This window comes from Marinobacter sp. 1-3A, from assembly GCF_016597775.1.
Classification (GTDB): domain Bacteria; phylum Pseudomonadota; class Gammaproteobacteria; order Pseudomonadales; family Oleiphilaceae; genus Marinobacter; species Marinobacter xiaoshiensis.
The window spans coordinates 1-26,899 of record NZ_VCGZ01000009.1 but is presented as its reverse complement, the minus strand read 5'-3'; the positions used below and the strand labels follow the sequence as shown (position 1 = coordinate 26,899).

Here is a 26,899-nt window from a genome sequence, read left to right as displayed (position 1 = left end):
GGATAGCACGCCGCCTATTCAGAATTTGGTACAAAGATAGCAGTGCCCGGCTCATGGCTAAAGCGGACATTGGTATGAGTCCGCAACCTGACAGATATTTAACTTTCCGCGCAGCTCTTTGTCTTTCTCACTCAATCATAGACCAGTTCCACGCACTGGTCGCCCACCAGATACTTCAACTCCAGCAACAAGTTGTCGTCTGGCTGCACACGCCAGGTTTCACCCAGCTCAATTCGAGTACTGGCTTCGGGGCTGCTGTACTCAATCCACACCGGGCTGCCCTCGCAGCGAAACGGCCTTAACGTGCTATCAATCTTGTCCAGAAAACCATTTTGAAGTTGGTCAGCGTGAAGGTTCAGCTTCAGGCCTTTACTGAACTGCTTCCGGGCACTGGGCACATCCATTACCGAACTGACACGCATTTTCATCTGGCCAGAGTAATCATCGTGGCTCACCTGACCCTCAACCACAATCACCTGATCCGACTGCAGTAATTCCCGGTTCTCAAAATAGGCTTCAGAAAACAGTGTGGCTTCAATCCGCGCGCTCCGATCATCCAGCGTGATAAAGCACATGGTGGAACCCGTGCGGGTTTTCATGGTTCTTTGCGCTACAACAAGCCCCGCAACCCTTTGCGGTGATTTGTTGGGCTTCAGATCCGAGATAGAAGAGCGAACAAAACGGCGAACTTCCCGCTCATATTCATCAAACGGATGCCCTGTAAGGTAAAGGCCCAGCGTGTCTTTCTCGCCTTTCAGCCGCTGTTTCTCCGGCCACTCACGCACATCCGCCACATCGGCATAAGGATCGCCACCTTCCTCGGCTTCCAACATATCGCCGAACATATCCATCATGCCTACGGATTCATTACGCGACTGCTGGTCCGCCTGCTGGACAGCCTTGGGTATGCTTGCCATCAGTTGGGCCCGACTGGCCCCGAGCTTGTCCATGGCACCTGAACGAATCAGGGCTTCCATAGCGCGTTTGTTAATCTTTTTGAGATCAACCCTACGGCAAAAATCGAAAAGATCCTGATAAGGCTCACCACTGACGCGACCCTCCACAATGGCCTGGATCGGGCCTTCACCCAGCCCTTTGATAGCACCCAGCCCATACACAACCTGACCTTCATCGTTTACCGTGAAGGTATATTCCGAACGACTTACATCAGGCAGTACCAAATCCAGTTTGAGGTTGCGGCACTCCTCAACCAGCGTGACGACTTTGTCTGTGTTCTGCATATCGGCGGTCAGAACAGCAGCCATAAACTCGGCCGTGTAATGGGCCTTCAGCCACAGAGTCTGATAAGACACCAGCGCGTAGGCGGCAGAGTGGGATTTGTTGAAGCCGTAGCCGGCAAATTTTTCAACCAGATCAAAGATGTTTTCAGCGAGGGTTTTGTTGATGCCATTGCCTTCGCAACCATCGAGGAAAAACTGCTTCTGCTTGGCCATTTCCTCGGGTTTCTTCTTACCCATGGCACGGCGCAACATGTCCGCATTACCCAGGCTATATCCACCCATCACCTGAGCAATCTGCATAACCTGCTCCTGGTAAAGGATAACCCCGTAGGTGGGCTCAAGAACCGGCTTCAGGCCTTCGTATTGGTAGTCCGGGTGCGGGAAGGACATCGGCTGCTTGCCGTGCTTACGGTCGATAAAGTCGTCAACCATGCCCGACTGCAGGGGCCCGGGGCGGAACAGCGCTACCAGGGCGATCATGTCTTCCAGGGAGTCCGGCTGCAGGCGTCGGATCAAATCTTTCATGCCACGGGATTCAAGCTGGAATACGGCGGTGGTTTCCGCCTTTTTCAGCATCACGAATGAAGCCGGGTCATCCAGCGGAATTTCGCTGATATCCAGCGGTGGAAGGCCTCTGCTCTCCCGCCGCGGATTAATCATTTTCAGCGCCCAGTCGATGATGGTCAGCGTGCGCAGACCCAGGAAGTCGAACTTCACCAGCCCGGCTTCTTCCACATCGTTTTTGTCGAACTGGGTCACCAGACTGCCGCCGTCATCATCGCAATACAGCGGCGAAAAATCGGTTATCTTGGTGGGGGCAATCACCACGCCACCGGCGTGCTTACCGGCGTTTCGGCACACACCTTCAAGCTTCAGGGCCATTTCCCAGATTTCCTGGGCTTCTTCATCCTGCTCCAGAAATTCCTTGAGGGCAGGCTCCTGCTCTATTGCCTTTTCCAGAGTCATCCCCACTTCGAAGGGGATCAGTTTGGACAATTTATCTGCCAGCCCGTAGGACTTACCCTGCACCCGGGCAACGTCCCGCACTACCGCCTTGGCGGCCATAGTACCGAAAGTGATAATCTGGGAAACCGCTTCCCGACCATACTTTTCAGCTACATAGGCGATGACCCGGTCCCGGCCTTCCATGCAGAAGTCGACATCGAAGTCAGGCATGGATACCCGTTCAGGGTTAAGGAAGCGCTCGAACAGCAAGTCGTACTCAAGCGGATCCAGATCCGTAATCAACTGAGCATAAGCAACCAGCGAGCCAGCACCGGAACCACGACCCGGCCCAACGGGAACGCCGTTGTTCTTGGCCCACTTGATGAAGTCCATTACGATCAGGAAGTAGCCGGGAAATCCCATCTGGATGATGATATCCAGCTCGAATGTAAGCCGTTTAAAATACGCTTCGCGCTTGCTTTCGTATTCCGGATCGTCTTTGGAAAGGGTTTTTGCCAAGCGTTCTTCCAGGCCGTCCTCAGACACCTTGCGGAAGTACTCATCCATAGTCATACCTTCCGGTACTGGATAGTTGGGCAGGAAATACTCGCCCATACGCACGGTTACCGAACAGCGCCGGGCTATCTCAAGGGTATTCTCAATCGCCTCGGGGATATCGCTGAATAGCTCAATCATTTCCTCGGCGCTGCGCAGGTATTGCTGATCACTAAAACGGCGATCACGGCGCGGATCATCCAGTGCCCGGCTCTCACCGATACAGACGCGAGCCTCGTGGGCTTCAAAATCCTCAGCCTCAAGAAAATGCACGTCGTTTGTAGCAACGACCGGCAACCCAAGTTGCTGGGCCAACTCAACACTCATATGCAGGCAGTCCTCATCACCGGGACGGCCTGTTCTTTGTAACTCCAGATAGTAAGAGCCGGGATAGAGTTTCATCCAGTACTCTGCCCTGGCCTTTGCAAGTTCGGGTTTATCCGCCAGCAAAGCCTTGCACACATCGCCCATTTTGGCGCCAGACATGGCAATAAGGCCTTCGGTTCTTTCCTCCAGCCATTTGCGCTGGATAATCGGCTTGCCATACCTCTGCCCCTCGGTATATCCAAGGGAAATAATTTCTGTAAGGTGGAGGTAGCCTTTGTCATTCCGGGCCAGCAGCGTCAAACGGAACGGGCTTTCCGGCTCATCCGGGTTCTCCAGCCAGAGATCCGCACCTATAACAGGCTTAACGCCTGCACTGGTCGTTGCCTTGTAAAACCGGACCAGAGAGCACATGTTCGACTGCTCGGTCAGGCCCACGGCCGGCATGCCCAATTCCACCACTCGTTTGACCAGAGGCTTAACGCGAACGAGGCCGTCCACCATGGAATGTTCTGAGTGCACGCGAAGGTGTACAAAAGTCTGCGACATAGCGTCAGCTGGTTCCTGCTTATGTATTAAAAGTCTATTAACGGCGCCTGAAAAAAGGCACCTTTAAACTGCCTGTAGCAATCAATCGCTGATTAATGCACGTATATCTTCTTCTGTTTGAGGGCCAAAACGAGCCTCCAGAAGATCTCCGTCGGGGGTCACAACAAAGGTCGCTGGCAAGGCAACCGGGCGTTGCCAGGCAAATTCAGGGCCGGGGTCGTTTGCAAGCATGGTGTACTCAATACCCATACGCTTGCCGAGAGCAACCAGTTGCTCACCCTTCACATCGTCAAAATTAACCCCGAGAACAGTAATGTCCGGAGCATTATCCAGCTCGTTAAATTCCGGTATTTCTTCCAGGCAGGGCTTGCACCATTCGGCCCAGTAGTTCACCAAGACCCACTGCCCCCGCAGGTCGCTCCAGGCCAGCTTTGTGCCTTCTGCTCTTTCCAGCTCAACTTTTTGGCAACCTGCCAGTAAAGCCATCAGAAACAGTACAGTTGTAACGACCGCTCCACGAGGTAACCGGTAGATGACAGGGTTCTGCAAGGGAAAACCTCCTGTTAGACTGCTCGCCACAAACAATTGCAGCTCCAATTCAACAAACAGGCACGAACATGACAGAACCCATCCGGATTTTCCACAACCCTCGCTGCTCAAAATCTCGCCAAGCGCTTGAACTTCTCACTAGCCGGGGGGTTGAGCCAGAGATTATACGCTACCTGGAAACACCACCAACAGCACAGGAGCTTTCCGATATTCTTGAGGCGCTCGACCGCCAGCCCCGCGAGCTTATGCGCACCGGCGAAAGTGAGTTCAAGGAACTTGGTCTGGACAACCCGGATTTGAGCCGCGATCAACTGATTGCTGCTATGGTAACAAACCCGAAACTGATTGAGCGGCCAATTGTACTTGCCAATGGCAAAGCCGCTGTGGGACGACCACCGGAAAACATACTCACCATTCTATAATTGCACGACCACTGTTTGAAGGAAGCCAAAGTGCCTGAGCAACTGCCGTACATCCTGATCCTCTATTACAGCCGCACAGGGCAGACTGCAGAGCTGGCAAGCCAGATAGGCCGAGGGGTCGCCAGGGTAGCCGGCATCGAGGCAAAGCTGCGCTCTGTTCCTGTGGTTTCACCGGATACCGAAGCCTCCTTGCCAGCGGTTCCCGATGCGGGAGCCCCCTATGTCAGCAAGTCCGATCTCGCCAATTGTGCCGGGCTGGCCATCGGCAGCCCTACCCGCTTCGGTAACATGGCAGCACCACTCAAATACTTTCTGGATACAACCGGCGATCTGTGGCTGAACGGCGCGCTCGTCGGCAAACCAGCTGGGGCATTTACGTCAACTGGCAGCCTGCACGGTGGTCAGGAAGCCACAATCCTGACCATGATGATCCCCCTGCTTCATCACGGCATGGTGTTGTGCGGCTTGCCCTACACAGACGAAAACCTGAGTAAGACCACAACCGGAGGCACACCATACGGCCCCTCGCACTGGGCCGGCACCGGAGAGCAGCAACCCCTGAGCAACCATGAGAAGGCACTTTGCCAACTCTTCGGTGAACGCCTCGCAAAACTGGCGCTCAAACTGGCTGATTGATACGAACACGGCTATGCAACGCAAAGCTATTTATACTTTTCTGGAATCTGACAATGCTCCATAACCCCAAAGCCCGGAACACTGCAAAAGCGACCCAATTTCTCTATCTGGCCGTGTTGGCAACGCTTTTGATTACAACCTTCTACCCAGCGCCAATCGAGGGGGTTTCCATTGCACTGATTCTATCCGTCAAGCTGATTCCCCTGCTGGCTCTGATCGTTCCCGTGTTCCGTGGCAACAATCGTGGTTATATCTGGCTAGCCTTTGTGGTGATTTTTTACTTCACTCAGGCCGTTGTTTCATCATGGCTAAGCCAAGGTGCACTCGGCCATGTTGTTCTTATGATACTCACGCTCCTGTTATTCATCATGGCGATGGTTCATCTGAAAGTGAACCGGCCGGTTGCAGTCTGACATGCTCCATTACCGGAAAGTGACACCCTATGCCCAATTCCACTAAAACAGAGCAAACATCACCAGCACCCTTATCGAAGCCGGCAGCGCCTCCGCGCAGCACTTTGACCCTGCGGGATATCTGTACGGCATTGGTCGCCGACGGCGAAATCGGCCAGGAGAGCGCGGAACGTGTGCTTTCCGCCAACCTGGGCGCGGCCAGCAACCACACATCAAAGCGACACCCGCTGGAACTTGTGGCTATTGCAGCGCTCACCAGCGAGAAAAGTGGCAAGACTCTTGGTCTTGAGCGACTGACACAGTGGCTGGCAGATTGGGCAGGCCAGCCCTATTACCATATCGATCCATTGAAAATAGATACGCCTGCAATTGCCCGTGTCATGTCTTACGCATTCGCCCAGCGTCACGATATTCTCGCGGTTGAGATTGGCCAGGATGAAATATTGGTGGCCAGTGCCGAGCCCTTTAAAGTTGACTGGGAAGGCAATCTTCGGCAAGCAGTACGCAAGGATATCCGCCGGGTGGTGGCAAACCCTGAAGATATCCGCCGTTACTCTGTGGAGTTTTACCAGCTCGCAAACTCCGTTAATAAAGCAAGTGGCAGCCAGGCTGGAGGAATTAAAGCTGGCCAGCAGAATCTTGAGCAGCTACTGGATTTAGGCGCCAGCGACAGTGCCGATGCCAACGACCAACATGTTGTGCGCATCGTGGACTGGCTGCTGCAATACGCGTTCGACCAACGCGCATCAGACATCCACATTGAGCCACGCCGCACCCTGACTCACATCCGCTTCCGTATTGATGGCGTGCTGCACAGTGTTTACGAATTCCCCGAGCATGTGGGCATGGCCATTACCAGCCGGCTGAAGATTTTGGGGCGATTAAACGTTGCTGAAAAGCGCCGCCCTCAGGATGGCCGCCTGAAAACCCGCAAACCCGACAACAGCGAAGTGGAGCTGCGCCTGGCCACCATGCCTACAGCGTTCGGGGAAAAAATGGTGATGCGGATATTTGACCCGGATGTGCTGCTGAAATCCTACGAACAGCTCGGGTTCAATCGCGAAGACCGGGAGCGCTGGCAAGAAGTCACTTCGAAACCCCACGGGATTGTTCTGGTTACAGGCCCCACAGGCTCAGGCAAGACCACCACTCTGTATTCCACACTGAAACAAATCGCCTCTGCCGAACTGAACGTCTGCACCATCGAAGACCCAATCGAGATGGTTGAGCCTGCGTTCAACCAGATGCAGGTTCAAACCAATATCGATCTGACGTTTGCATCCGGCGTCCGGGCTCTGCTGCGACAGGATCCGGACATCATCATGATTGGTGAAATTCGCGATCTGGAAACTGCTGAAATGGCGGTGCAGGCCGCACTGACCGGGCACCTGGTGCTTTCTACCTTGCACACTAACGATGCTCCGAGTGCCCTGACGCGAATGATGGAACTGGGCATCCCGCCCTACCTGATTCGCGCAACCGTGTTAGGCGTTATGGCCCAACGGCTGGTTCGAACACTTTGCTCGCACTGCAAAGCAACGGCGCCTGTTGACCTCCAGGCATGGCAGACTCTAACCAAGCCCTGGAAAGCTCCGCCACCAAAGGAGTTTCACAAACCCGTGGGTTGTCTGGAGTGCCGCAATACCGGCTACCTTGGCCGTGCCGGGGTGTATGAGATCATGACGCTTTCCGGTGCACTGACAAGCCAGATTACGGACCACTGCGAGCTGGAGCAGTTGCGGCTGGACGCCTACCGCGAAGGCATGAAGTCGCTGCGTTTGAGCGGCGCCCAGAAAGTGGCCAGCGGCCTGACCACCGTTGAAGAAATACTCAGGGTAACACCGGCAAGCCAGCGCTGATGCTGCAGTAAGCTCACGGTCAAGTGAGGGAGGCTCTACCCTATGCTCCGGGTCTAAGCCCACACTGCTCAAGCAAACACTGCCAGGCTTTGGTATGGCTCTCCACGGCACGATCCAGGTTCGCCCACACACTTTCCACGCCCTCAAGGGCAAGCGCTGAGCGTCGCCACTCACGAAAGTCTGCAGGCATTACCTCTGCCTGCATTTCCGCCAGCTCGATTAAAGGTTCGATCAAATCCCCACGAGCCCGTCGCAAGTCGGCCAGATAGGGCTGAACCTTCCCTATGTAGATACTGAAAAACATGCCCTGAACGATATCCGATTGGCCGTTGGGCTTGCCGTTGAAGCAGAGCGGCCGACTATCCAACCGCTGTTGAATCAGGTGGGTGGCATCGTCGAGGCGCGTAACGACCAGCTTGCTGCTCTTGATGAGTTGCCCTGCCCTATATTCCGCTTGCCAGCGCTGATGCACCTTTCCCCAGAAGCTCAGATCTACCTCAAGGTTCTGATCGAGAAGTGCTGCCACGGTTTTGTTTAACTGACGGGTATCCCGGGCAAGGTCCGAGAGAAGATCTTCGGCCCCAACCGGATACTCACCCTTGGCGAGCGTGAACAGGGTTTCTACTTCCTCCACGCCCCAGCTAGCATTCCAGATGGCTATTGGCAGTGACTCACGCTTGCTGGCAATAGCCTGTTCTAAAACTTCCTGAAGTTCTTCATCCTCTACCGTTTTCAGACACTCGCCGGCGGCGCGGATGAAACGAACTTCATAGCGTAGGCGGTTCAGGGGCTGCATCACCTTGCCCATGACGGAGTTTTTCTCCCCCACCACATACTGCAGTTCACAGCCATACAGCGACAGGAAGTCCAGCATGCCCAGGTCCAGCTCGGGCATTGGCAGGACACGGTTACGACGTCTGGGAATGGGATTTGCTGCAGGAATCTCTGAAAGCTCTGGCTCTGTGTCCAGAACCCGGCCAACCCGCTCCACGTATTCGTCCATCATGGGGCGGGCATCGGAGAAAGGATTGCACCCGGCAAGCAGCAAGATAATTGCACTGGAGACAAGCAGCCTGGCAGATCGGGTTGCAGACATATTTACCTCCCGGCACCCGCTTGTGCTTGCGAGCGAACGACTACCGCTTCCGCAGCAAGGCAGCGTCTACCTCGGCGAAATCCCGGGCGACAAAACGCTCTGTTTCGGGCAAATCACCATCCCGGATCAGCCAGGCAGTTTTCATACCTGCGGCTTCTGCTGCCACAAGTTCAGCCTCAACATCCGAGAGAAACAGGACAGTCGCGCCCTCTACACCGAGCTCCTCAAGAATGTTCCGGTAAGCTTCCGGCTCTCTCTTTCCACCAATCCGGGTGTCGAAATAACCAGAGAAAAACGGTGTGAAATCGCCAGACGTGGTAAAACCAAAAATAAGTTTTTGGGCTTTCGCCGAACCAGACGAGTAAACGTACAAACGCAGACCACGGTCGTGCCAGTGCTGCAGGTATTGGGCGGCGTCTTCGTAGATATGGCCGTTGAGCTCACCTTGTTGGTAGCCCTGCTCCCAAACCATGCCCTGAAGCGCCTTGAGCGATGTAGCCTTGCGGTCTTCACGAATCCACCCTTGCAGTGCTTCGATCAATGCCCCGGCATCCTCGCGATCTGCACCAGACTCTTTTGCCACTCCATCCAGTTGTTCCGACACTTCCGGGCTATCCCAATGTTTGCGGATAAATTCCGGCAGATGCTCGGCGGCATAGGGAAACAGCACATCGTGCACAAAGGAAATGGAACTGGTTGTGCCTTCAATGTCGGTAAGAATCACGCGAATCATACGGCCTCTCCTTCCAGAGCTTCATAGCGCGGTAATTGCCCGGCAATATTGTCCCCGGTGAACTCCGCGACCCAGCCTTCAGGATTGGTAAACAGGCGGATGCAGGTAAACTCCGGCTCCGGCCCCATATCAAACCAGTGTCGAGTGCCTTCAGGTACGCTGATCAGATCGTTCTTCTGGCACTGAACAGCAAACACCTGATCGCCAAGATGCAGATAGAATATGCCCTGACCACGAACGAAAAAACGCACTTCATCCTCGCTGTGGGTATGCTCATCCAGAAACTTCTTCCGGAAAGCCTCCTTCTGGGGGTTATCCGGGTTCAGGCTGATCACGTCGGCAGTCTGAAAACCGCTTTCGGCCTTCAGCTTCGCGATTTCAGCGCTGTAGGCTTCCAGAATCTCCACCGGTGCTGCATCCGCTGGTAAATCCTGGGTTGGCCAGCGTTCAAAACGAACACCCTTGCTTTTCAGCAGGGCACCTATCTCACCAGAATCATGGGTGACTGCCGGCGTAGCTTCCGGGTTGTGTGCGTCAAAAATACTCAAAGTCGTCATGGGCTAACCCTCATGGTTGCAAGCTCACACTCGAAAAGAAACTCAAAAGCTTCAACATGCCGCAGACAATCCGCCATGGTTTTGCCCCAGGTGTACAGCCCGTGCCCGCGAATCAGGTAACCGGGTTGCTCAGGGTGTTTCAGGAACCACGCTTGGGTATCCTTGGCCAAAGCTTCAATATCCTGGGTGTTATCGAAAACCGGGACCGTCACGGCTGTCTCGTGGGTTTCCACGCCATCAAACGCTTTTTGCAGTTCGTAGCCCTCAAATGTCAGAAGTTCCCCTGCAGGCACCAACCTGCTTAGCACCGTTGCATTAACTGAGTGCGTGTGAAGAACCGCGCCGGCATCCGGAAACACCTGATACAACGCCGTGTGCAGCAAGGTTTCTGCAGACGCGCGGCTGTCACTCTGTACCGGCTTACCCTGAAGATCGACCACCATGACATCGCCTGCACCCAATTGCCCTTTGTGGCGGCCAGACACTGTAATAGCAATATGATCCTGATCTACTCGGGCAGAGTAGTTGCTGCTTGTGGCCGGAGACCAGCCACGCTCGTACAGAAAACGCCCGGCATCTGCGATGGAGTCGGCAACAACAGCGTATTGGTTTACATCAAACACGGTTTTCCTTTCCAGAATATGAAGCGCATGGCTCGTGAGTTATGCGCAAATGATGCCGTGCTGCAATCAGATCAGCAACAACAGAAATGGCAATTTCTGCGGGGGTTTTACTGGGAATGTTAATGCCAATCGGTGCCCTTAGGCGCTGCAAATCTGCCTCACCAAGCCCAAGTGAAAACAACCGCTCCCGCCGGGTGTCAGAGGTTCGTTTAGAGCCCATGGCACCCACATAAAATGCCGACGACTGCAAGGCCGCCAGCAGACCCATGTCGTCTATTCTCGGATCATGGGCCAGGGCCAAGACTCCGCACCAGCTATCATTAAAAGACTCGGCGACCAGATCATCTGGCAAGCGCCGGTCGAGTGGCAGGTGCGGGTACCCCCAACCAGAGGAAAAAGCTTCCCGCGGCTCGCAAAGGGTTACGGTGAAATCCGCAGCAGTCGCAAATTCAGCCACATATCGCGCCACCTCACCTGCCCCTATCAGCAGTAACCTGCACTCCGGCTGCAGTGTCTGGAGCAGCTCTTCACCATCAAACATAATACCTGGCTGAGCAGCTGGCTCCGGTAACTCCAGTTCAACTACGCCTTGCAGACTGACTCTCCGAGCTACAGGCTGGCGGCTCCTCAAGGACTCCGCCAACTGCCGCACATGCTCTAGCGCGCCGCTTCTGGTCGATGCGGTGCTGCCCAAGGGTTCCACCAGTAACCGGATGCGACCGCCACAGGGCAGCCGGAAATGGTCACGATCACCGTCGGTAATGCCATAGTCCACGACCACCGGGTAATCCGCGCCCTCTGCCACAGTTCGGCGTAGAAGATCCTCTTCCAGGCAGCCGCCAGACACCGAACCACTCCACTGCCCTGAATCACTAACCGCAAGCCAGGACCCGGCGGGCCGGGGCGATGAGCCCCAGGTTTCCACAATAGTGCACAGCCACACCCGCCTGCCTTGCTCAAGCCATGACAAAACATCTTTGACTACCGATTCGTGGCCACTGGTCATCTGTGATGCTGGTGCGTCAGGCATCTGCTTTCAGAGGCAAGGTGCGTTGGCGTTTGCCGGTCAGTGCGAACAGCGCGTTGCCCAGTGCAGGGATAACCGGCGGCACCCCTGGCTCACCAACACCGGTTGGTGATTCGGTACTCGGCACTATATCCACCGTTACTTCTGGCCGCTCGTACTGCCGCATCAACTGAACATCGTGGAAGTTGCTCTGCTGCACTTTGCCACCCTCGAAGCTTATCTCGCCGTAAAGGGCTGCCGTCAGTCCAAAGATAATCCCGCCTTCAATCTGGTCTTCCACAATGCGTGGGTTCACCACTTGGCCGCAGTCCACAGCACAGGCCACCTTGTAAACCTTGATGGCACCCTTCTCTATACCAGCTTCGACCACTTGCGCCACAAAGGTTCCAAAGCTCTTGAACAGTGCTATGCCTCGCCCGCGACCTTCCGCAACCGGGGTATCCCAGCCGGCCATTCGCACAGCCCTGTCGAGGACGTCCAAGTGCCGGGGCTGGCCTTTCAATAGCTTGCGACGGAACTGGTAGGGATCTTCTCCAGTTTCGTGTGCCAGCTCATCCATAAAGGTTTCAACGGCAAAACCGTTATGGGAGTAGCCCACTGACCGCCAAAAAGTGACAGGAACGCCGGGGTCGGTATGGGTGTGTCGAATATCAAGATTCTCTACGTTGTAGGGGTACTCAATAGCCCCCTCAATCGCAGACATGTCCTTGGGGGTCGCTATCCCTTCGGCTAGCAAGCCAACCTTGCCCAGGGTGTCGTACATGAACTTGGGTGCCCAGGGGTATTGGGCCGGCGCGGCATTACGCACATACCAATCCAGCAACTGGGGACCAACGATCTGGTGATGCCAGCCAGTCAGCTGATCAGCTTCAAGGCTAGCCTGCATCCGGTGCAACATAGCGGGGCGATACAGGTCGTGCTGCGTATCCTCTTCCCGCGACCAGATAAGTTTCACCGGCTTCTTTACCCGATAGGCAACTGCTGCAGCCTCTTCGATGAAATCCTGAGTCAAGCGGCGACCGAACCCACCACCGAGAAACGTGGTATGAATCGTGACATCACCTGGGGAAAGATCAGTTACCCGAGCCGCTGCAATTCGGCCAAGATCCGGAGCCTGTGTAGGTGCCCAAACTTCGATGCTGTCACCTTTGTACCACGCCGTGGCATTCATCGGTTCCAGTGTTGAGTGGGCCAGGTAGGGCTGGCTGTACTCTGCCTCAAATACCTTACCGGCCTTTTTTACAGCCCCCTCATAGTCGCCTTCGCTACGCTCTGACTTGCCGCGATCTTTGTCGGCTGCCTTTCGGTAGGAAGCGAACACCTCGCTAGTGGAAAGCGAGAAAGCATCCGAGTTGTCCCATTCTACTTTCAACGCGTTCTGGGCTTTTCGGGCACTCCAGTACTTGTCAGCAACAATGGCCACACCGCGTTCAATCTCAAACACATCAAGAACACCCCGCATGGCGCGGACTTCACTTTCATTAAAGGCCTTTACACGACCACCGTATTGAGGCGGCCGGCTTACCACGGTGTAAACCATGCCAGGGAGCTCAACATCTATTCCGTAAACCGCAGTGCCTGTAGACTTGGCACGGGCATCAAGCCTGCCTCGCTGCTTACCAATGTACTTCCACTCACTGGCAGGCTTGAGTGCAACATCCCCGCGAATAACCTCTTTGGAGGCTAGCTCTACCAACTGTCCGTAGCGCAAGGAATCCAGGCCATTGGGGTGAAATACCCGGCCCTGGCGTGCGGTGCACTTATCCGCATCCACATTCCAGACCCTGGCAGCCGCCAAAATGAGCATTTGCCGCGCCGAAGCCCCGGCCGTACGGAGCGGCTCCCAGCTGGTGGATATACTGGTACTGCCACCCGTGAGCTGCAGCTTGTACAAGGGGTTACGATACTCCGGCGCCACTGGCGCGAATCTGGGGGTGATCGCCTCCGGGTCAACTTCCAGCTCTTCTGCAATCAGAGTGGTCAGGCCGGTATAGGTACCCTGCCCCATTTCGACTCGGGCCAGAGTAAAATGAATGTCGTCCGTATTCGTTATCTCAAGCCAGGCATCCGGTTTCCACTCACCCGTTTCTTCTTTGAAGCCTGTCGGCATTCCGGAACAACCCGGGAGTGAGAGGGACAGCATCAATGACCCGGATGCACCTGCACCCACCTTCAGAAAATCACGTCGGTTCATCGTCATATCAGTTTCCTTCTCCAGTGCCAGAGGCATCGTATGCCAGAGAATTTCCTGCAACTGACTCAACCGCGGCAATGATTCGAGAGTAGGTGCCACAACGGCAAAGGTTACCGGTCATGGCAGCAACAATATCGTCCCGGGCAGGTGCCGAATTGGTTGCAAGAAGATGTGCAGCACTCATTATCTGGCCAGACTGGCAATAGCCACACTGGGGCACCCCCTCTGCAATCCATGCTTTTTGCAGGGCGTGCAACTGACCCTCTTCCGCCAAACCCTCTATGGTCGTCACCTCACCACCAACAGCCATCTCTACTGGTGTCGAACAGGAGCGCACTGGCTGCCCATTCAGATGCACCGTGCAGGCACCGCAAAGCCCCACGCCACACCCAAACTTTGTACCCTTGAGCCCAAGTTCGTCACGCAATACCCATAAAAGAGGGGTATTACCCTCAATATCCAGCGACCACTGTTCGCCGTTAACTGTAAGGCTCAGTGCCATGCCTGCTCTCTCCCGCTCTTTTTCCCCGGCTTCTCGCCAGGTTCTTTGTTTTATGTAGTCGGAGGCCGTTTAACTGGCTTGAATATAGGTTTTACTTCACAACCTTTTCGCCGTCTTTATTAACCCAGACTTCACGCTCACCTTTATTCATCTTTCCTTTAGAATCCCAAATTTCACGATTCTGCGTCTTTTCTTCGAGCTTACCGTTGTCATCCCAGATTACACGGTCTTTGCAGCCCGCCAGCGCGAGAACAACAAATATTATCAATGAGATTTTTTTCATAGAAAACTCCTAAATTCAGTTTGTTACAGCTTTGGTTTCAGCCCCGGTGCACAAAACAAAAAACGCAGTACTAGCCTGATCCATATAATTCCCGGTTACGCTGTTTTTCCTTATCGCTTTTACGCACCATGACATACACCGCCCCGGTTCCTCCATGGCGCTTTTGGGCCGAATGGAATGCCATTACCGCCAAGAGTTCTGGCAACCATTTGGCGAGATAGCTTTTGAGCTGAGCTATGCCATCAGGATTGCGTTCACCCTTGCCATGAAGAATTATGACGGATCGCAGGCCGTACCGGACACAATCTTCAATAAACTGGTATACCTCTTTGCGGGCTTCCTCAACTGTCATACGATGAAGATCGAGCCTCGCCTCGATGGGATACTGCCCTAGCCGAAGCTTGCGAAAAACACCATTCTGTATACCTGGGCGCTGCCAACTAAGGATATCGTGCGCGGTCAAGGGCTCAACAAAGTCGGCGGTGAGAGGATTGGCATCTTTGAGGGGCTTTTCCACAGCAGAACGTTGGCGCTCCAAATGGCCAGGCGTCAACTCTCGGGGCGAAGTTATCTCTGCCCGATTGGGCTTTCGGATGCGTCTGACATCCTTCATTTCCTCAAGAAAACTGAGGCGATCATTTTTGGTAATCATGGCCGTGCTTTCAATAACCTGCTGAATGAATAGACCTTACCACCCGCCAGTCCTTCCATAAAGAAAGCTGGGGGATTACTCGTAGTTGCTCCACGCATTTTAAGAGCGGTCGCAGATTCGACCAAAATCGTAGGGTGGAGACGCGGTCCAGTGTTCTACACTGTAAACTCACAATAATAACGAAAGAGCGGAACGGCCATGGCAGCTTCCAACCAGGACAATACACGACCGCAGAATACCCGCTCCATTATGGTCTTCCTGCAAGCACATGCACCCTTCTCCAACATGGACGATGACCACCTCGCGCACTTTGCAGAACACGCCACGCTGCGTTTCTATGCCGATGGTGATGTTGTTCTCGCTGCAGAAGATGGTGTTGTTAACAGATTCTACGTTGTTAAACAGGGACGGATTCGCGGCGAACGCCATAATGACAAAGCCGACAAAACCGAGACCACCTTCGAAATAAGTATTGGCGAGTGCTTTCCTCTGGCGGCCATTGTAGGCGAACGGCCCACCCGGACACTGCACCGCGCGGCCGGAGACACCTTCTGCCTGAGCATCGAACAGGATGCCTTTATTACCCTGATATCCGAAAGCGAGCCCTTCCGTGACTTTTGTTTGCGTGGCGTAAGCAGTCTGCTCGACCAAGTGAACCAGCGCATACAAACCGGCGCAATGGCATCAATGGGCTCCAGCATATCCCTGAGCACCCCTCTAGACCGTTATGCGCTTCGCAATCCGATTGTATGTACGCCGGATTTGCCTGTGCGTAAAGCTGTTGCCAGGATGCATGAGAATAACGTTGGCAGCATTGTTATCACTGATGATAACCGGCACCCCGCCGGGATTTTCACCCTCCGGGACCTGCGCACCATGATTGCAGAAGACACCTGCTCTCTGGATGCCCCGGTACGCCAGATCATGACAAAAGATCCTTGCTGTCTGCCCGCAACGGCAGATGCTTTTGCCGCAGCCATGCTAATGGCAGAACACCATTTTTCGCACCTGTGCCTGGTGGACGAGAATAACTGCTTGATTGGAATGGTATCCGAGCGAGACCTGTTTTCCCTGCAGCGAGTGGATCTGGTTAGCCTGGCCAGAACAATTGGCACCGCAACCCACTTGAGAACTCTGGTTAGCCTGCGCACAGACGTTTCACGACTGGTAGATGCCATGCTGGCCCACGGTGCTGATTCAGGGCAAGTTGTGAAGATCATAACCACGCTTAACGACGTTACTGTGCGCCGTGTGCTTGAGCTTAACATCAAGAAAAATGACCCGGGCATACCCTTTACCTGGCTCACATTCGGCAGTGAGGGCCGGCAAGAGCAAACTCTGCTGACCGACCAGGACAACGGCATCCTGTTTCAGACGCCTGACGGCATGACGGAAGATCAGGTGCGGGAAAAGCTGCTGCCATTTGCCCGGGTCGTTAACGATGAGCTTGCAGAGTGCGGATTCACTCTGTGCAAAGGCAACATCATGGCCAGCAACCCAAAGTTGTGCCTGAGCGACCGCGAATGGGACGACTGGTTCGTCCGGTTCATAGACGCCTCCACCCCACAAAACCTTGTGTATTCATCCATCTTCCTGGATATGAGGGCCATTTATGGCCCAACAGACTCGCTGGATGAACTCCTCGATAAAGTGCTCACTAGAATCCAGAAAAACGCCCTGTTCCAGAAAATGCTGGCAGGCAACGCATTTCAGAGGAAGCCACCGCTAACCATGTTCCGCAATTTTCGTTATGTCACGGACGGCAAAAAGCGCAGTCTCGATTTGAAGCGCCAAGGCCTTGCGCCTTTTGTGGAGTCAGTACGCGTGTTTGCCTTGGCCAATGGAGTAAAAAGCGCAAACACACTTGAAAGAATGGACGACCTTACGAAAGCAGGCGTTTTCGATGCAAAAGATGCTAACGCATGGAAAGATGCCTACAGCCTCATACAGGCTATCCGCATGCGTTCCCATCAGGAAATGCTGGAGCGCGGAGACGAACTCACCAACTACATAGATCCGGACGATCTGAATCCGCTGGACAGGCGAATTCTCCGTGAGTCTTTCCGGCAGGCCCAACGCCTGCAACAGAAACTCGAAGTTACCTATCAACTCTGAACCCAGGCCGCCGTCCCATGTTGGAACAGATCAAGCAGTGGATTGAACGCCGCCGCGGTGGCCAGACTGGCAACATTGCGCCAGAGAAGACACCCAACCCCAAAGTCCCCGGGGATCAACTGCTCTCAGAGTGCCGCCTGATAGTACTGGATCTAGAGACCACAGGCTTGAATGCAAGCAAGGATGAGGTCATTGCCGTTGGTGCAGTGGCCATCAACGGAGGGGCTATAGATCTCAGCGACCAATTCGATCTGATTTTGCGGCGCCCTGAACTGGACATAACCGAGACAGTACTGATTCACGGCATCGGGCCGGAAGCTCTCACTCAAGGCCACGAAACCGAGGACGCATTACTGTTTTTGCTGGAATGGATGAACGGTGATCCGGTGCTCGCATATCACTCTGCATTTGATCAAAAGTTTTTGGAGAAAACCCTGAAAGCTGAGCTCGGCTATACCCGAAACCACACTTGGATGGATGTGGCAGATCTGTTACCTGCATTCTTTCCGGACGCCCTCACCGGAGGCAAGGGGCTTGATCACTGGGCAGACTTTTTTGGCCTTGAGGTCAGTGCCAGACACCATGCTGCTTCCGATGCCCTGGCGACTGCCGAGTTAACCCTCATCGCGCTGAACAAGGCCCATAAAAGCGGCTTGAAAACCCTGAAGGAGCTGCACGATAAACTACGCTACCATCGCCGACTGCAAAGCATTCACGGGGTGTGATTGCGCCAGCCGCCCTTTCTGAAACCGACGCTTACGACCGCAAACAACCCAAAATTAGACTTTTTGCCAATATCTATATGTCACCTTCCCGGTAGAGTCAGTCAAGAGAACAAGTAGGGGAAGTACTAATATGAATAATAAACTCTCTGGCTCTCTCAGCTCACAAAATACCCACTGCAGACAAACAACAACAAGACAGGAGTAATCCTATGTCAGGTCATAGCTACGATGCTGAAAAGTACTGGAAGGCGAACCTTCGCCTTATATCTGGGAGCCTGATTGTCTGGGCTCTGGTCTCATACGGTTTTGGAATCGTTCTGCGCCCTATGCTTTCAGGTATCCCAATCGGCGGAACCGATTTGGGTTTCTGGTTTGCCCAACAGGGTTCTATTCTCACGTTCATTGGACTCATCTTCCACTACGCGTGGCGCATGAACAGACTCGATAAACAATTCGGCGTGGACGAGGAGTAAGCGTATGAGCCAATTTGCAATCAACATCATGTTTGTAGGTGGGTCCTTCCTCATCTACATACTCATTGCTGTCTGGGCCAAGGCCGGAAGTACAAAAGACTTCTACGTTGCTGGCGGCGGCGTTCACCCTATTACGAACGGCATGGCTATTGGTGCCGACTGGATGTCTGCGGCATCCTTTATTTCCATGGCAGGTATTATTGCCGCCAGTGGCTACGCAAGCTCCGCCTACCTGATGGGCTGGACTGGTGGATACGTTCTGCTAGCCATGCTACTTGCACCTTACTTGCGTAAATTCGGCAAGTTTACGGTTCCGGAATTTATCGGCGATCGTTTCTACAGCAAAAAAGCTCGTCTGGTTGCTGTAATCTGCCTGATTGTTGCCTCCCTGACGTACGTAATCGGCCAGATGGCTGGTGCCGGCGTGGCTTTCTCTCGCTTCCTGGAAGTTGACTCCACAACAGGCTTGATGATTGCTGCTGTCGTTATCTTCATCTATTCCGTACTCGGCGGGATGAAAGGTATCACCTACACCCAGGTTGCCCAGTACTGCGTATTGATCGTTGCCTATACGATTCCAGCTGTATTCATTTCCTTCCAGTTGACCGGCAACCCCATTCCGGCACTGGGCCTGTTCTCAACACACCTTGATTCTGGCATGCCGATTCTCGACAAGCTGAACCAGGTTATTACTGATGTTGGTTTCAGCGAGTATTCTGCTGATGTTGACAGCCACCTCAACATGGTTCTGTTCACCCTGACCCTGATGATCGGTACAGCAGGCCTTCCTCACGTTATCATCCGCTTCTTCACAGTTCCGAAGGTTGCTGATGCGCGCTGGTCTGCTGGCTGGGCTTTGGTGTTCATCGCCTTGCTGTACCTGACAGCACCTGCGGTTGCATCCATGGCTCGACTGAACTTGATGACAACCGTATACCCGGATGGCACTGCAGCCGAACCCATTAAATATGAAGACCGCCCACAGTGGGTTAAGGAATGGGAAGTTACTGGCCTGATCAAGTTCACAGACAAAAACGAAGACGGCCGCATCCAGATGTACAATGATGCATCCGACGCCCCCGGCACAGCGTTCCAGGCTAAGGCGGAAGCTCGTGGCTGGAAAGGCAATGAGCTTGATGTGAACCGCGATATCATCGTACTCGCCAACCCCGAAATCGCTAACCTCCCTGGCTGGGTTATCGGCTTGATTGCTGCGGGTGGCCTTGCTGCCGCACTATCAACAGCGGCGGGCCTCCTGTTAGCCATATCTTCGGCAGTGAGCCATGACTTGATCAAAGGCTCAATCAATCCGGGCATCACGGATAAAGGCGAACTGCTGGCAGCCCGTATCTCCATGGCTATAGCAATTGTTGTTGCAACCTACCTCGGTGCCAATCCACCCGGGTTTGCAGCTCAGGTTGTAGCGCTGGCTTTCGGTATCGCGGCAGCCTCACTGTTCCCCGCTCTGATGATGGGCATATTCTCCAAGCGTATTAACAATACCGGTGCTATTGCGGGCATGTTGAGCGGTTTGGTGTTCACCCTTTCGTATATCTTTGTGTACAAAGGATGGTTCTTCATTCCAGGCACAGCTAACCTTGCGGACACGCCTGCAAACTGGGTATTGGGAATCTCTCCCCTGTCGATCGGTGCTATTGGTGCACTGGTTAACTTTGCGGTAGCCTTCGTTGTATCCAATGCAACTGATGAGCCGCCCGTTGAGATTCAGGAGCTGGTTGAAAGCGTTCGTTACCCACGCGGTGCCGGACAAGCTCAAGACCACTAAGTAATACTCTGGCCTGATTGACTCAACGAGTTGTCAGGTTGTTCTGGACGGGCTTCCTCAATGAGGGAGCCCGTTCTTTTTTAAGGAAAATATTTTATGTTCTGGACTCTTGTCGCCACCGTTTTTTGCGGGCTGGGTGCCGCTGGTATTGCTTTAGGCATCCGGGTCGCAACCCGCAATATGGCGCCTAAATGGATAATTCCGGTATTTGCCGGCATCGGTATGCTTGGTTATTTGATTTACGGAGAATACACCTGGTTTGACCACAAGCAATCGCGCCTGCCTGATGAAGCCGTAGTCGTTAGCACTGAGCGGAAAGGCATCTTCTGGCGCCCATGGTCTCTGGTCTATCCTTATGTAACTGCGTTTTCTACGGTGGACACAAACAGCATCGGCCGGGGAGATACCAGCAATCCGAATATCGTCAGATTTACACTGTATCGCTTCGAACAGAAGATAACGGATGCCGTTTCTCACAGGGTACATATCATTAACTGTGCGACTCGCGAGCTCGTTCCTCTCGGCTCAGACGGAACACCGCGAATAGACAACCTCAAGGTCCTGGAGAGGAGTGACGAACTTTATTCAACGGTATGTTCCAGCTGACATTCTGGTATTAAGACCTGGTAACCCGCCCTACCTGACGGAAACAAAGAAATATGATTAGTGTCTGGCTGCTGGTTTTAATTTCCATCACCTACATATCTATCCTGTTTATCATCGCTTGGGCGGGTGATAAGCATCCAGGACTTTATAGCCGGCGCTTCGCCAGAACGCATGTTTATTCGCTGTCTTTGGCCGTCTATTTTACTTCCTGGACATTCTATGGAGCCGTAGGCCGAGCCACTCAAGAAGGCCTGGGTTTTCTGCCTATCTACCTGGGCCCCTTGCTGGTCTTTGTATTCGGTGCGCCACTGCTGAGACGTATCATTTATATTAGCAAGCGTAACAACAGCACCTCTATCGCAGACTTTATTGCTTCTCGCTATGGCAAGTCCCAGCTGCTAGCCGCCATGATTGCGGCCTTTGCGCTGATTGGCAGCGTGCCATACATCGCACTGCAGCTGAAAGCCATCGCAATGGGCTTTAGTGTGCTGTCCAACACTGGCACAGGTAGCCAGGAGTTAAGCACAGCAGCCTGGAGCGACGCGGCCTGGTACATTACCCTCGCGCTAACTGCATTTACCGTTCTTTTTGGCACTCGTCATTTGGAATCTACAGAGCACCACCGCGGCATGATTCAGGCCGTGGCATTTGAATCACTGATCAAACTTATTGCCTTTGTAGCTGTTGGGCTATTCGTTGGGTATGGGCTTTATAATGGCTTTGGCGACTTGGTAGGTAATATAAAGGAAGCCGACCTGACCGGCATTCTTACAACCGATGGCCTTGAAGCGCCTGCGTTCATCACCCAGACACTCGTTGCCATGCTTGCCATTATCTGTCTGCCAAGACAGTTCCACGTAATGGTAGTCGAGAACGCCGATCACCGGGACTTCGAAGTCGCTCGCTGGGCAATGCCCGTCTATCTCATTGTGGCCAGCGCCTTTGTTCTGCCCATTGCAGCCGCTGGTCTTTTGGCGCCAGAAGCAATTGCAAGTAACCCGGACATTCTCATTCTGCAGCTACCAATTATGGCCGGCAAAGAGTGGCTGGCGATTCTCGCGTTCCTCGGCGGCGGCTCAGCAGCTGCTGCCATGGTTATCGTTTGCTCCGTTGCCATCGCCACCATGGTAAGCAATGAAATCATCATGCCTGCCCTGCTGAAGTTCTTCCGTCCCAGGATGAACCGGCAAGCCGACCTGAGTTCTCTGCTATTGGGTATTCGCAGAGTGGCTATTTTTGTGGTTCTGCTGACGGCTTATGGTTTTTACCGTATGGCGGGAGAAGATTACAGCCTGACCTCGTTCGGACTTTTATCTTTCGCTGCAGCCGCCCAATTTGGGCCTGCTTTGGTAGGCGGTATTCTGTGGCGGCGCGGAAATGCCACCGGCGCAGCTTGGGGGCTGGGCCTGGGATTTCTTATATGGTGCTACACTCTTTTGCTTCCCGCCTTGGCATCAACAGGCTGGTTTAGTGATTCACTCATTAACGAAGGTATATGGGGACTAAGCTGGACCAGACCGACCGCTCTTTTCGGACTGGACCTCGACGAGACCAGCCACGGCATTATCTGGAGCTTGGGCACAAACACTCTGGTTTACGTGCTGCTTTCACTGGTAACCCAGCAAAGAGTGCGCGAGAAAATACAGATTGCCTCATTCTTTCAGGACCCGCATCCAAAAGGCGATACGGTCCATCACCAAAGCTGGCAAGGTGAAATACTCACATCAGACCTGCAAGCACTTAGCGACAGGTTTATGGGTGAGGAGCGCTCTGAGACCATTTTTCATAATTATGAGCGCCGCAATGCAGTGAGGCTGCATCTGCATCGCCCTGCATCCTCCCACCTGATGAAATATGTAGAACGCCAGCTTGCGTCGGTGATTGGGGCATCTACAGCCAGGGTTGTGCTGGAATCGACCCTCACGGGCCGCGACATGCAGATCGAAGACGTGGTCAGCATCGTTGATGAAGCCTCGCAAGCCATGACTTTCAGCCGGGAACTGCTGCAATCGGCTATTGAGAATATCAGTCTTGGCGTATCAGTGGTAAACCAGCAGCAGCAAGTAGTGGTCTGGAATCAACGCTACCTTGAGCTTTTCAGCTATCCGAAAGGGTTTGTGAAAGCCGGTAGGCCTGCAGAAGACCTGATGCGGTATAACCTGACGAACGTCCACCTGCCAGCACGGCGTATTGATGAAATCATCTCCGACCACTACGCCAGCATGCGCGAAGGCAAACGCATATCCTATGAGCGTCAGAGGCCTGACGGAACCGTCGTCAAGATAGATGGCAGCCCAATCCCCGGTGGCGGCTATGTCACGACATTTCAGGATATTACAGCCATGCGCCGTACTGAGCAGGCCCTGAAAGAGACCAACACCTATCTTGAACAGCGTGTCAAAGAACGAACTCAGGAACTGCAGGTAATCAACGAGCAGATGCTCAAAGCCAAGTCGGTTGCTGAGAAGGCGAACCAAAGTAAAACCCGCTTTCTGGCCGCCGCCAGTCACGACCTCCTGCAGCCCCTCAATGCCGCTCGCCTTTTTACTTCAGCACTTGCTGGCAAAGCCACCAGCACTGAGATAGGAGAACTTGTTGATCACATCGACAGTTCACTCGGTGCAGCAGAAGAGATCATCAGCACCCTCCTTGATATTTCCAAACTCGACGCAGGCGCTCTGGAACCAGACCTTGGTGCTTTTCCGGTTAACGATATTATGCGCCACCTGGCAACTGACTTTACAGCGATTGCAGAGGACCAAGGCCTAAAGCTGCATGTAGTACCTAGCACCGCATGGATATACTCAGACGCAAAACTGCTCAGACGGGTGATACAAAACTTCCTTTCCAACGCAATTCGCTATACGACGAAAGGTAAAATCCTGATGGGATGCAGGCGCCTGAAAGGTTACCTGCGCATAGAGGTTTGGGATACAGGCCCGGGTATACCGGAAGACCAGCTAACCCTGATTTTCGAGGAATTCCGCCGCTTTCAGCATGGAAAGGACAAAAAAGGTTTAGGCCTGGGTTTAGCAATCGTCGACCGTATCAGCGGAATGTTGGACTACCCTGTAAGTGTGCAATCAGTGCAGGGCAAAGGCAGTGTCTTTGCAGTAACCGTTCCACTTGCGCAGGCCGACGAGGCTCACCAAGCCACAGAGAAGATTACCGCAAAAACCTCTCGCCGCGTTTCCAGTCTTGGTGGCCTGAACGTTCTCTGCATCGATAACGACCCTGCAATACTGCAGGGAATGGTCGCCTTATTAGGAAACTGGGGGTGCGATATCACACCTGCTGAGAGCCTGGAAAATGCCTTGGAAAAGCTAGAAGGCAGGACGCCCGACATTATACTTGCGGATTACCAGCTTGATGACGATAAAAACGGGCTGGACGCAATGGATTCCATACGCGAATCGGTTCAACACGACGTACCAGGCATTCTCATAACAGGGTATATGGCTCCGGAAGTGCGGGAGGATGCTATTGATCGTGGTTATCAGATCCTCTATAAACCGGTTAAACCCGCAGCTTTGAGAGCTATGGTGAATAAGTTACTGAAACAGAAACGCTCATGAGTGATCCCAACGAAAATGTTTTTGGAAAGCTGTCTTACCTGGTCGTTGACGACTTTGAGAACTTCAGGATCTCTATGCGTCATATGCTTCGCAGCTGCGGTGCAGATAATGTTGAGCTGGTGGCCCATGCCAAACCCGCCATTGAATATTGCACCTACAACCACGTTGATGTAGTGCTCTGTGACTATAACTTGGGCAAGGGCAAAAACGGCCAACACATTTTAGAGGAGCTGCGTCATAAAAAGCTTTTGAAAAGGTCCTCCCTGTTTCTCATGGTCACGTCGGAGTCATCCAGAGAAATGGTAATGGGCGCCCGAGAATACCAACCAGATGCCTACCTCACGAAGCCAATCAACCACGCAATGCTGGAAAAGCGTCTTAGCAGCCTGATAAGTCAACGCAACGCTTTACTCCCGATCAACCGCGAAATAGACCGGGAAAATTATCCGGAAGCCATTTCGCTTTGCAATGCAGCCCTCTCGCGACTACCGCGGTACAAAACATGGTTAATGAAAACCTTGGGAGAACTCTATTTCCTGTTAGGGGATCTATCCTACGCAATCAAGGTGTATGACGAGGTTCTTTCCCAGCGCGAACTTTCATGGGCCCGAGTCGGACGCAATAAAGTGCTCCTTGCGAACCATCGCTACGACGAAGCAGTTGAAAGCTTGCGAAAATTGATTAAGAGCCACCCGGACTATATGGAGGCCTACGACCTTTTGGCAGAGGGACTGGAACGTCAAAACCGCTCAGGGCAAGCCCAGAACGTTCTGGAACTGGCAACAACCCGCTCCCCAAACGCCCTGCTTCGTCAAAAGCACTTGGCGGAGCTGGCAGAAGCCAATCAGGACATGGAAACAGCTACAGAAGCATGGCGGCAAACGGTTCGTCTTGGTGCTCACTCCATTCATCACAGTCCCGACCACCATATAGCACTAGCTCACGCGCTTTGCGACCTGAGCGATGGTGATACGGATGAAGGGAGCCAAGCATTAGCACATGAAGCCATATCAGTTCTTGCCAGCATGGAAAGACAGTTTTCGGAAAGTAAAACCCTTGAACTTCATAGCCTGGTTATCCAATGCAGAATACAGGCAGGACGCGGGGAAGTGGAGAAAGCTAATTCAATGCTGGAAAGCATCAGCGAGAGGCTAAGCGAGATTCACCCACTGGAGTTGGAGATGGGGCTGGACTACGCAAAAACCTTGTATCGCCTGGACAACGTAAGGGAGGCAAAAACGCTGCTGGCACGCCTACACGAAAGCTATGGTGAAGATCCTGAAGCAGCCAGAAAGATCGAAAGCCTGTTAGACGAACCCGTCAGCTTTCGCATGAAGATCAAAGCCCGCGGCCTTAACCGGGAGGGGATCGCAGCTTTCGAATCCGGAGCACTTAAAGAGGCAGAGGAAACCTTCTCTAAAGCACTTGAGATAATTCCAGATCACCCCGCCCTTAACCTGAATCTGATACAGGTCTTAATCAAACAACATGAAGATACCGGCTCGATCGACAAGCTGACTGATCGCTGCCAGCAACATATTAGTCGTTTGGATGATCTTCCTGAGCAGCATGGGCAATACAGGCGCTACCTGGCTCTACAACGAAAACTGAAGGCACTAACCCTATGAAAAACCGAAACATCGACTTTTCTATGGTTCTCGCTCTGGCGGTACATGATATGAAAAACTCGCTGGGGATGCTGCTCAACTCACTGGACGAACTTCGAGCAGAAAATGAAGCAAAGCTTACCGAGTCCTCAAAGTTTAATACTCTCCAATACGAAGCTGAGCGAATACACAACGATCTGGTACAGCTTCTGGGAATATACCGGCTAGGCGAAAATAACCTGTCAGCCCATATAGAAGAACATTCCGTTTCTGAGTTTTTGTCTGAACACCTTGCCAGGCATACACCGCTTCTGGAGGGGTTGGGAATTGAGTGCTCTATTGAGTCCGACGATATAAACGGTTTCTTTGATACAGATCTACTTACAGGGGTCCTGAACAACACCATCAACAACGCTATACGGTATACAAAGAGCGAGATCAAACTAACTGCAGCCGAACGTGAAGGTTACCTTGTAATCCGGGTAGAAGACGATGGAGAGGGATACCCCGAAAGTATGCAACATACAGGGACCCTTAGCTTCAAGTCTTTAGATTTTAATACAGGAAGTACCAGCCTTGGTCTCTTCTTCGTATCTGCTGTCGCCAACCTTCATAGCGAAGGAGATCGAAAGGGCTACATCAAGCTCCACAATGGCGGTGAATTGGGTGGTGGTGTTTTCGAGATATGGCTTCCTTAAGTGTTTTTTTAATTATTTCAATAAGTCCGAGCTATCTGATTTATTTCAGGCATAAAAAAACCCCAGCTTCGCAAGAAGCTGGGGTTTGGACTTAAGAGTCTGACGATGACCTACTCTCACATGGGCAAATGCCACACTACCATCGGCGCAGGCC

General features: G+C 53.2%; 23 protein-coding genes. 12 read left to right on the top strand and 11 right to left on the bottom strand.

What is annotated here, in order from left to right:
- Positions 1-131 precede the first annotated feature (131 nt).
- Positions 132-3,614 (bottom strand): DNA polymerase III subunit alpha, encoded by a 3,483-nt coding sequence (gene dnaE / locus FE848_RS13905; protein ID WP_200204155.1) that lies wholly within the window; start codon positions 3,612-3,614, stop codon positions 132-134.
- Between the two features lie 81 nt (positions 3,615-3,695).
- The gene (locus tag FE848_RS13900; protein ID WP_200204541.1) at positions 3,696-4,100 is read right to left on the bottom strand and encodes a TlpA family protein disulfide reductase; all 405 of its coding nucleotides are present in this window, start codon (positions 4,098-4,100) and stop codon (positions 3,696-3,698) included.
- 131 nt (positions 4,101-4,231) lie between these two features.
- Here FE848_RS13900 and arsC point away from each other — a divergent pair, with 131 nt between their 5' ends.
- Genes arsC through FE848_RS13880 form a run of 4 tightly spaced genes read left to right on the top strand, consistent with a single transcriptional unit; the run spans position 4,232 to position 7,493 of the window.
- The gene (arsC, locus tag FE848_RS13895; protein ID WP_200204153.1) at positions 4,232-4,585 is read left to right on the top strand and encodes an arsenate reductase (glutaredoxin); all 354 of its coding nucleotides are present in this window, start codon (positions 4,232-4,234) and stop codon (positions 4,583-4,585) included.
- Between the two features lie 30 nt (positions 4,586-4,615).
- A complete protein-coding gene (gene wrbA, locus FE848_RS13890) occupies positions 4,616-5,221 on the top strand; it encodes an NAD(P)H:quinone oxidoreductase (RefSeq protein WP_200204151.1) in 606 nt (201 codons plus the stop codon).
- 53 nt (positions 5,222-5,274) lie between these two features.
- Positions 5,275-5,634: a DUF2069 domain-containing protein gene (locus tag FE848_RS13885; RefSeq protein WP_200204149.1), complete on the top strand. Its 360-nt coding sequence runs from the start codon at positions 5,275-5,277 to the stop codon at positions 5,632-5,634.
- A gap of 29 nt (positions 5,635-5,663) precedes the next feature.
- Complete coding sequence (locus FE848_RS13880; protein WP_200204147.1) at positions 5,664-7,493, top strand: GspE/PulE family protein; 1,830 nt, start codon at positions 5,664-5,666, stop codon at positions 7,491-7,493.
- Between the two features lie 40 nt (positions 7,494-7,533).
- Here the strand turns inward: FE848_RS13880 and FE848_RS13875 are convergent, their stop codons facing one another.
- The 9 genes from FE848_RS13875 to smrA form a co-directional block, all read right to left on the bottom strand.
- Positions 7,534-8,589 carry a DUF3080 domain-containing protein gene (locus FE848_RS13875; protein ID WP_227715358.1) on the bottom strand — a complete coding sequence of 352 codons (1,056 nt, stop codon included), beginning with the start codon at positions 8,587-8,589 and terminating at the stop codon, positions 7,534-7,536.
- Positions 8,590-8,629: 40 nt separating this feature from the next.
- A complete protein-coding gene (gene mtnC, locus FE848_RS13870) occupies positions 8,630-9,322 on the bottom strand; it encodes an acireductone synthase (protein ID WP_200204145.1) in 693 nt (230 codons plus the stop codon).
- Positions 9,319-9,879 (bottom strand): 1,2-dihydroxy-3-keto-5-methylthiopentene dioxygenase, encoded by a 561-nt coding sequence (locus tag FE848_RS13865; protein ID WP_200204143.1) that lies wholly within the window; start codon positions 9,877-9,879, stop codon positions 9,319-9,321. The genes mtnC and FE848_RS13865 overlap by 4 nt, the downstream gene beginning before the upstream one ends.
- A complete protein-coding gene (locus FE848_RS13860) occupies positions 9,876-10,502 on the bottom strand; it encodes a methylthioribulose 1-phosphate dehydratase (RefSeq protein WP_200204140.1) in 627 nt (208 codons plus the stop codon). The genes FE848_RS13865 and FE848_RS13860 overlap by 4 nt, the downstream gene beginning before the upstream one ends.
- Positions 10,495-11,532 carry an XdhC family protein gene (locus FE848_RS13855; RefSeq protein ID WP_227715357.1) on the bottom strand — a complete coding sequence of 346 codons (1,038 nt, stop codon included), beginning with the start codon at positions 11,530-11,532 and terminating at the stop codon, positions 10,495-10,497. Before FE848_RS13855 ends, FE848_RS13860 begins: the two co-directional genes overlap by 8 nt.
- A complete protein-coding gene (locus FE848_RS13850; RefSeq protein WP_200204138.1) occupies positions 11,525-13,729 on the bottom strand; it encodes a xanthine dehydrogenase family protein molybdopterin-binding subunit in 2,205 nt (734 codons plus the stop codon). Before FE848_RS13850 ends, FE848_RS13855 begins: the two co-directional genes overlap by 8 nt.
- Position 13,730: 1 nt before the next feature.
- Positions 13,731-14,225, bottom strand: a complete 495-nt coding sequence (locus FE848_RS13845) for a (2Fe-2S)-binding protein (protein WP_200204136.1) — start codon at positions 14,223-14,225, stop codon at positions 13,731-13,733.
- A gap of 91 nt (positions 14,226-14,316) precedes the next feature.
- Positions 14,317-14,508 carry a membrane lipoprotein lipid attachment site-containing protein gene (locus FE848_RS13840; protein WP_200204134.1) on the bottom strand — a complete coding sequence of 64 codons (192 nt, stop codon included), beginning with the start codon at positions 14,506-14,508 and terminating at the stop codon, positions 14,317-14,319.
- A gap of 70 nt (positions 14,509-14,578) precedes the next feature.
- Positions 14,579-15,160, bottom strand: a complete 582-nt coding sequence (gene smrA / locus FE848_RS13835) for a DNA endonuclease SmrA (protein ID WP_200204132.1) — start codon at positions 15,158-15,160, stop codon at positions 14,579-14,581.
- A 198-nt stretch (positions 15,161-15,358) separates the two neighbouring features.
- On the opposite strand from smrA, the gene FE848_RS13830 reads away from it, so the two are divergent.
- From FE848_RS13830 to FE848_RS13795, 8 genes are all read left to right on the top strand, one after another.
- Entirely contained in the window at positions 15,359-17,275 is a 1,917-nt protein-coding gene (locus FE848_RS13830) for a putative nucleotidyltransferase substrate binding domain-containing protein (RefSeq protein ID WP_200204130.1), read from the top strand.
- A gap of 17 nt (positions 17,276-17,292) precedes the next feature.
- Positions 17,293-18,000: a PolC-type DNA polymerase III gene (locus tag FE848_RS13825; protein WP_200204121.1), complete on the top strand. Its 708-nt coding sequence runs from the start codon at positions 17,293-17,295 to the stop codon at positions 17,998-18,000.
- A gap of 209 nt (positions 18,001-18,209) precedes the next feature.
- Positions 18,210-18,473 carry a DUF4212 domain-containing protein gene (locus FE848_RS13820; protein WP_200204119.1) on the top strand — a complete coding sequence of 88 codons (264 nt, stop codon included), beginning with the start codon at positions 18,210-18,212 and terminating at the stop codon, positions 18,471-18,473.
- 4 nt (positions 18,474-18,477) lie between these two features.
- Entirely contained in the window at positions 18,478-20,259 is a 1,782-nt protein-coding gene (locus FE848_RS13815) for a sodium:solute symporter family protein (RefSeq protein WP_200204117.1), read from the top strand.
- A 96-nt stretch (positions 20,260-20,355) separates the two neighbouring features.
- Complete coding sequence (locus FE848_RS13810; protein ID WP_200204115.1) at positions 20,356-20,865, top strand: hypothetical protein; 510 nt, start codon at positions 20,356-20,358, stop codon at positions 20,863-20,865.
- Positions 20,866-20,918: 53 nt separating this feature from the next.
- Complete coding sequence (locus FE848_RS13805; protein WP_200204112.1) at positions 20,919-24,440, top strand: NahK/ErcS family hybrid sensor histidine kinase/response regulator; 3,522 nt, start codon at positions 20,919-20,921, stop codon at positions 24,438-24,440.
- Positions 24,437-26,068, top strand: coding sequence for a tetratricopeptide repeat-containing response regulator (locus FE848_RS13800; RefSeq protein ID WP_200204102.1), 1,632 nt, complete (start codon positions 24,437-24,439; stop codon positions 26,066-26,068). The genes FE848_RS13805 and FE848_RS13800 overlap by 4 nt, the downstream gene beginning before the upstream one ends.
- Entirely contained in the window at positions 26,065-26,745 is a 681-nt protein-coding gene (locus tag FE848_RS13795) for a sensor histidine kinase (RefSeq protein ID WP_200204100.1), read from the top strand. The genes FE848_RS13800 and FE848_RS13795 overlap by 4 nt, the downstream gene beginning before the upstream one ends.
- Positions 26,746-26,899 lie beyond the last annotated feature (154 nt).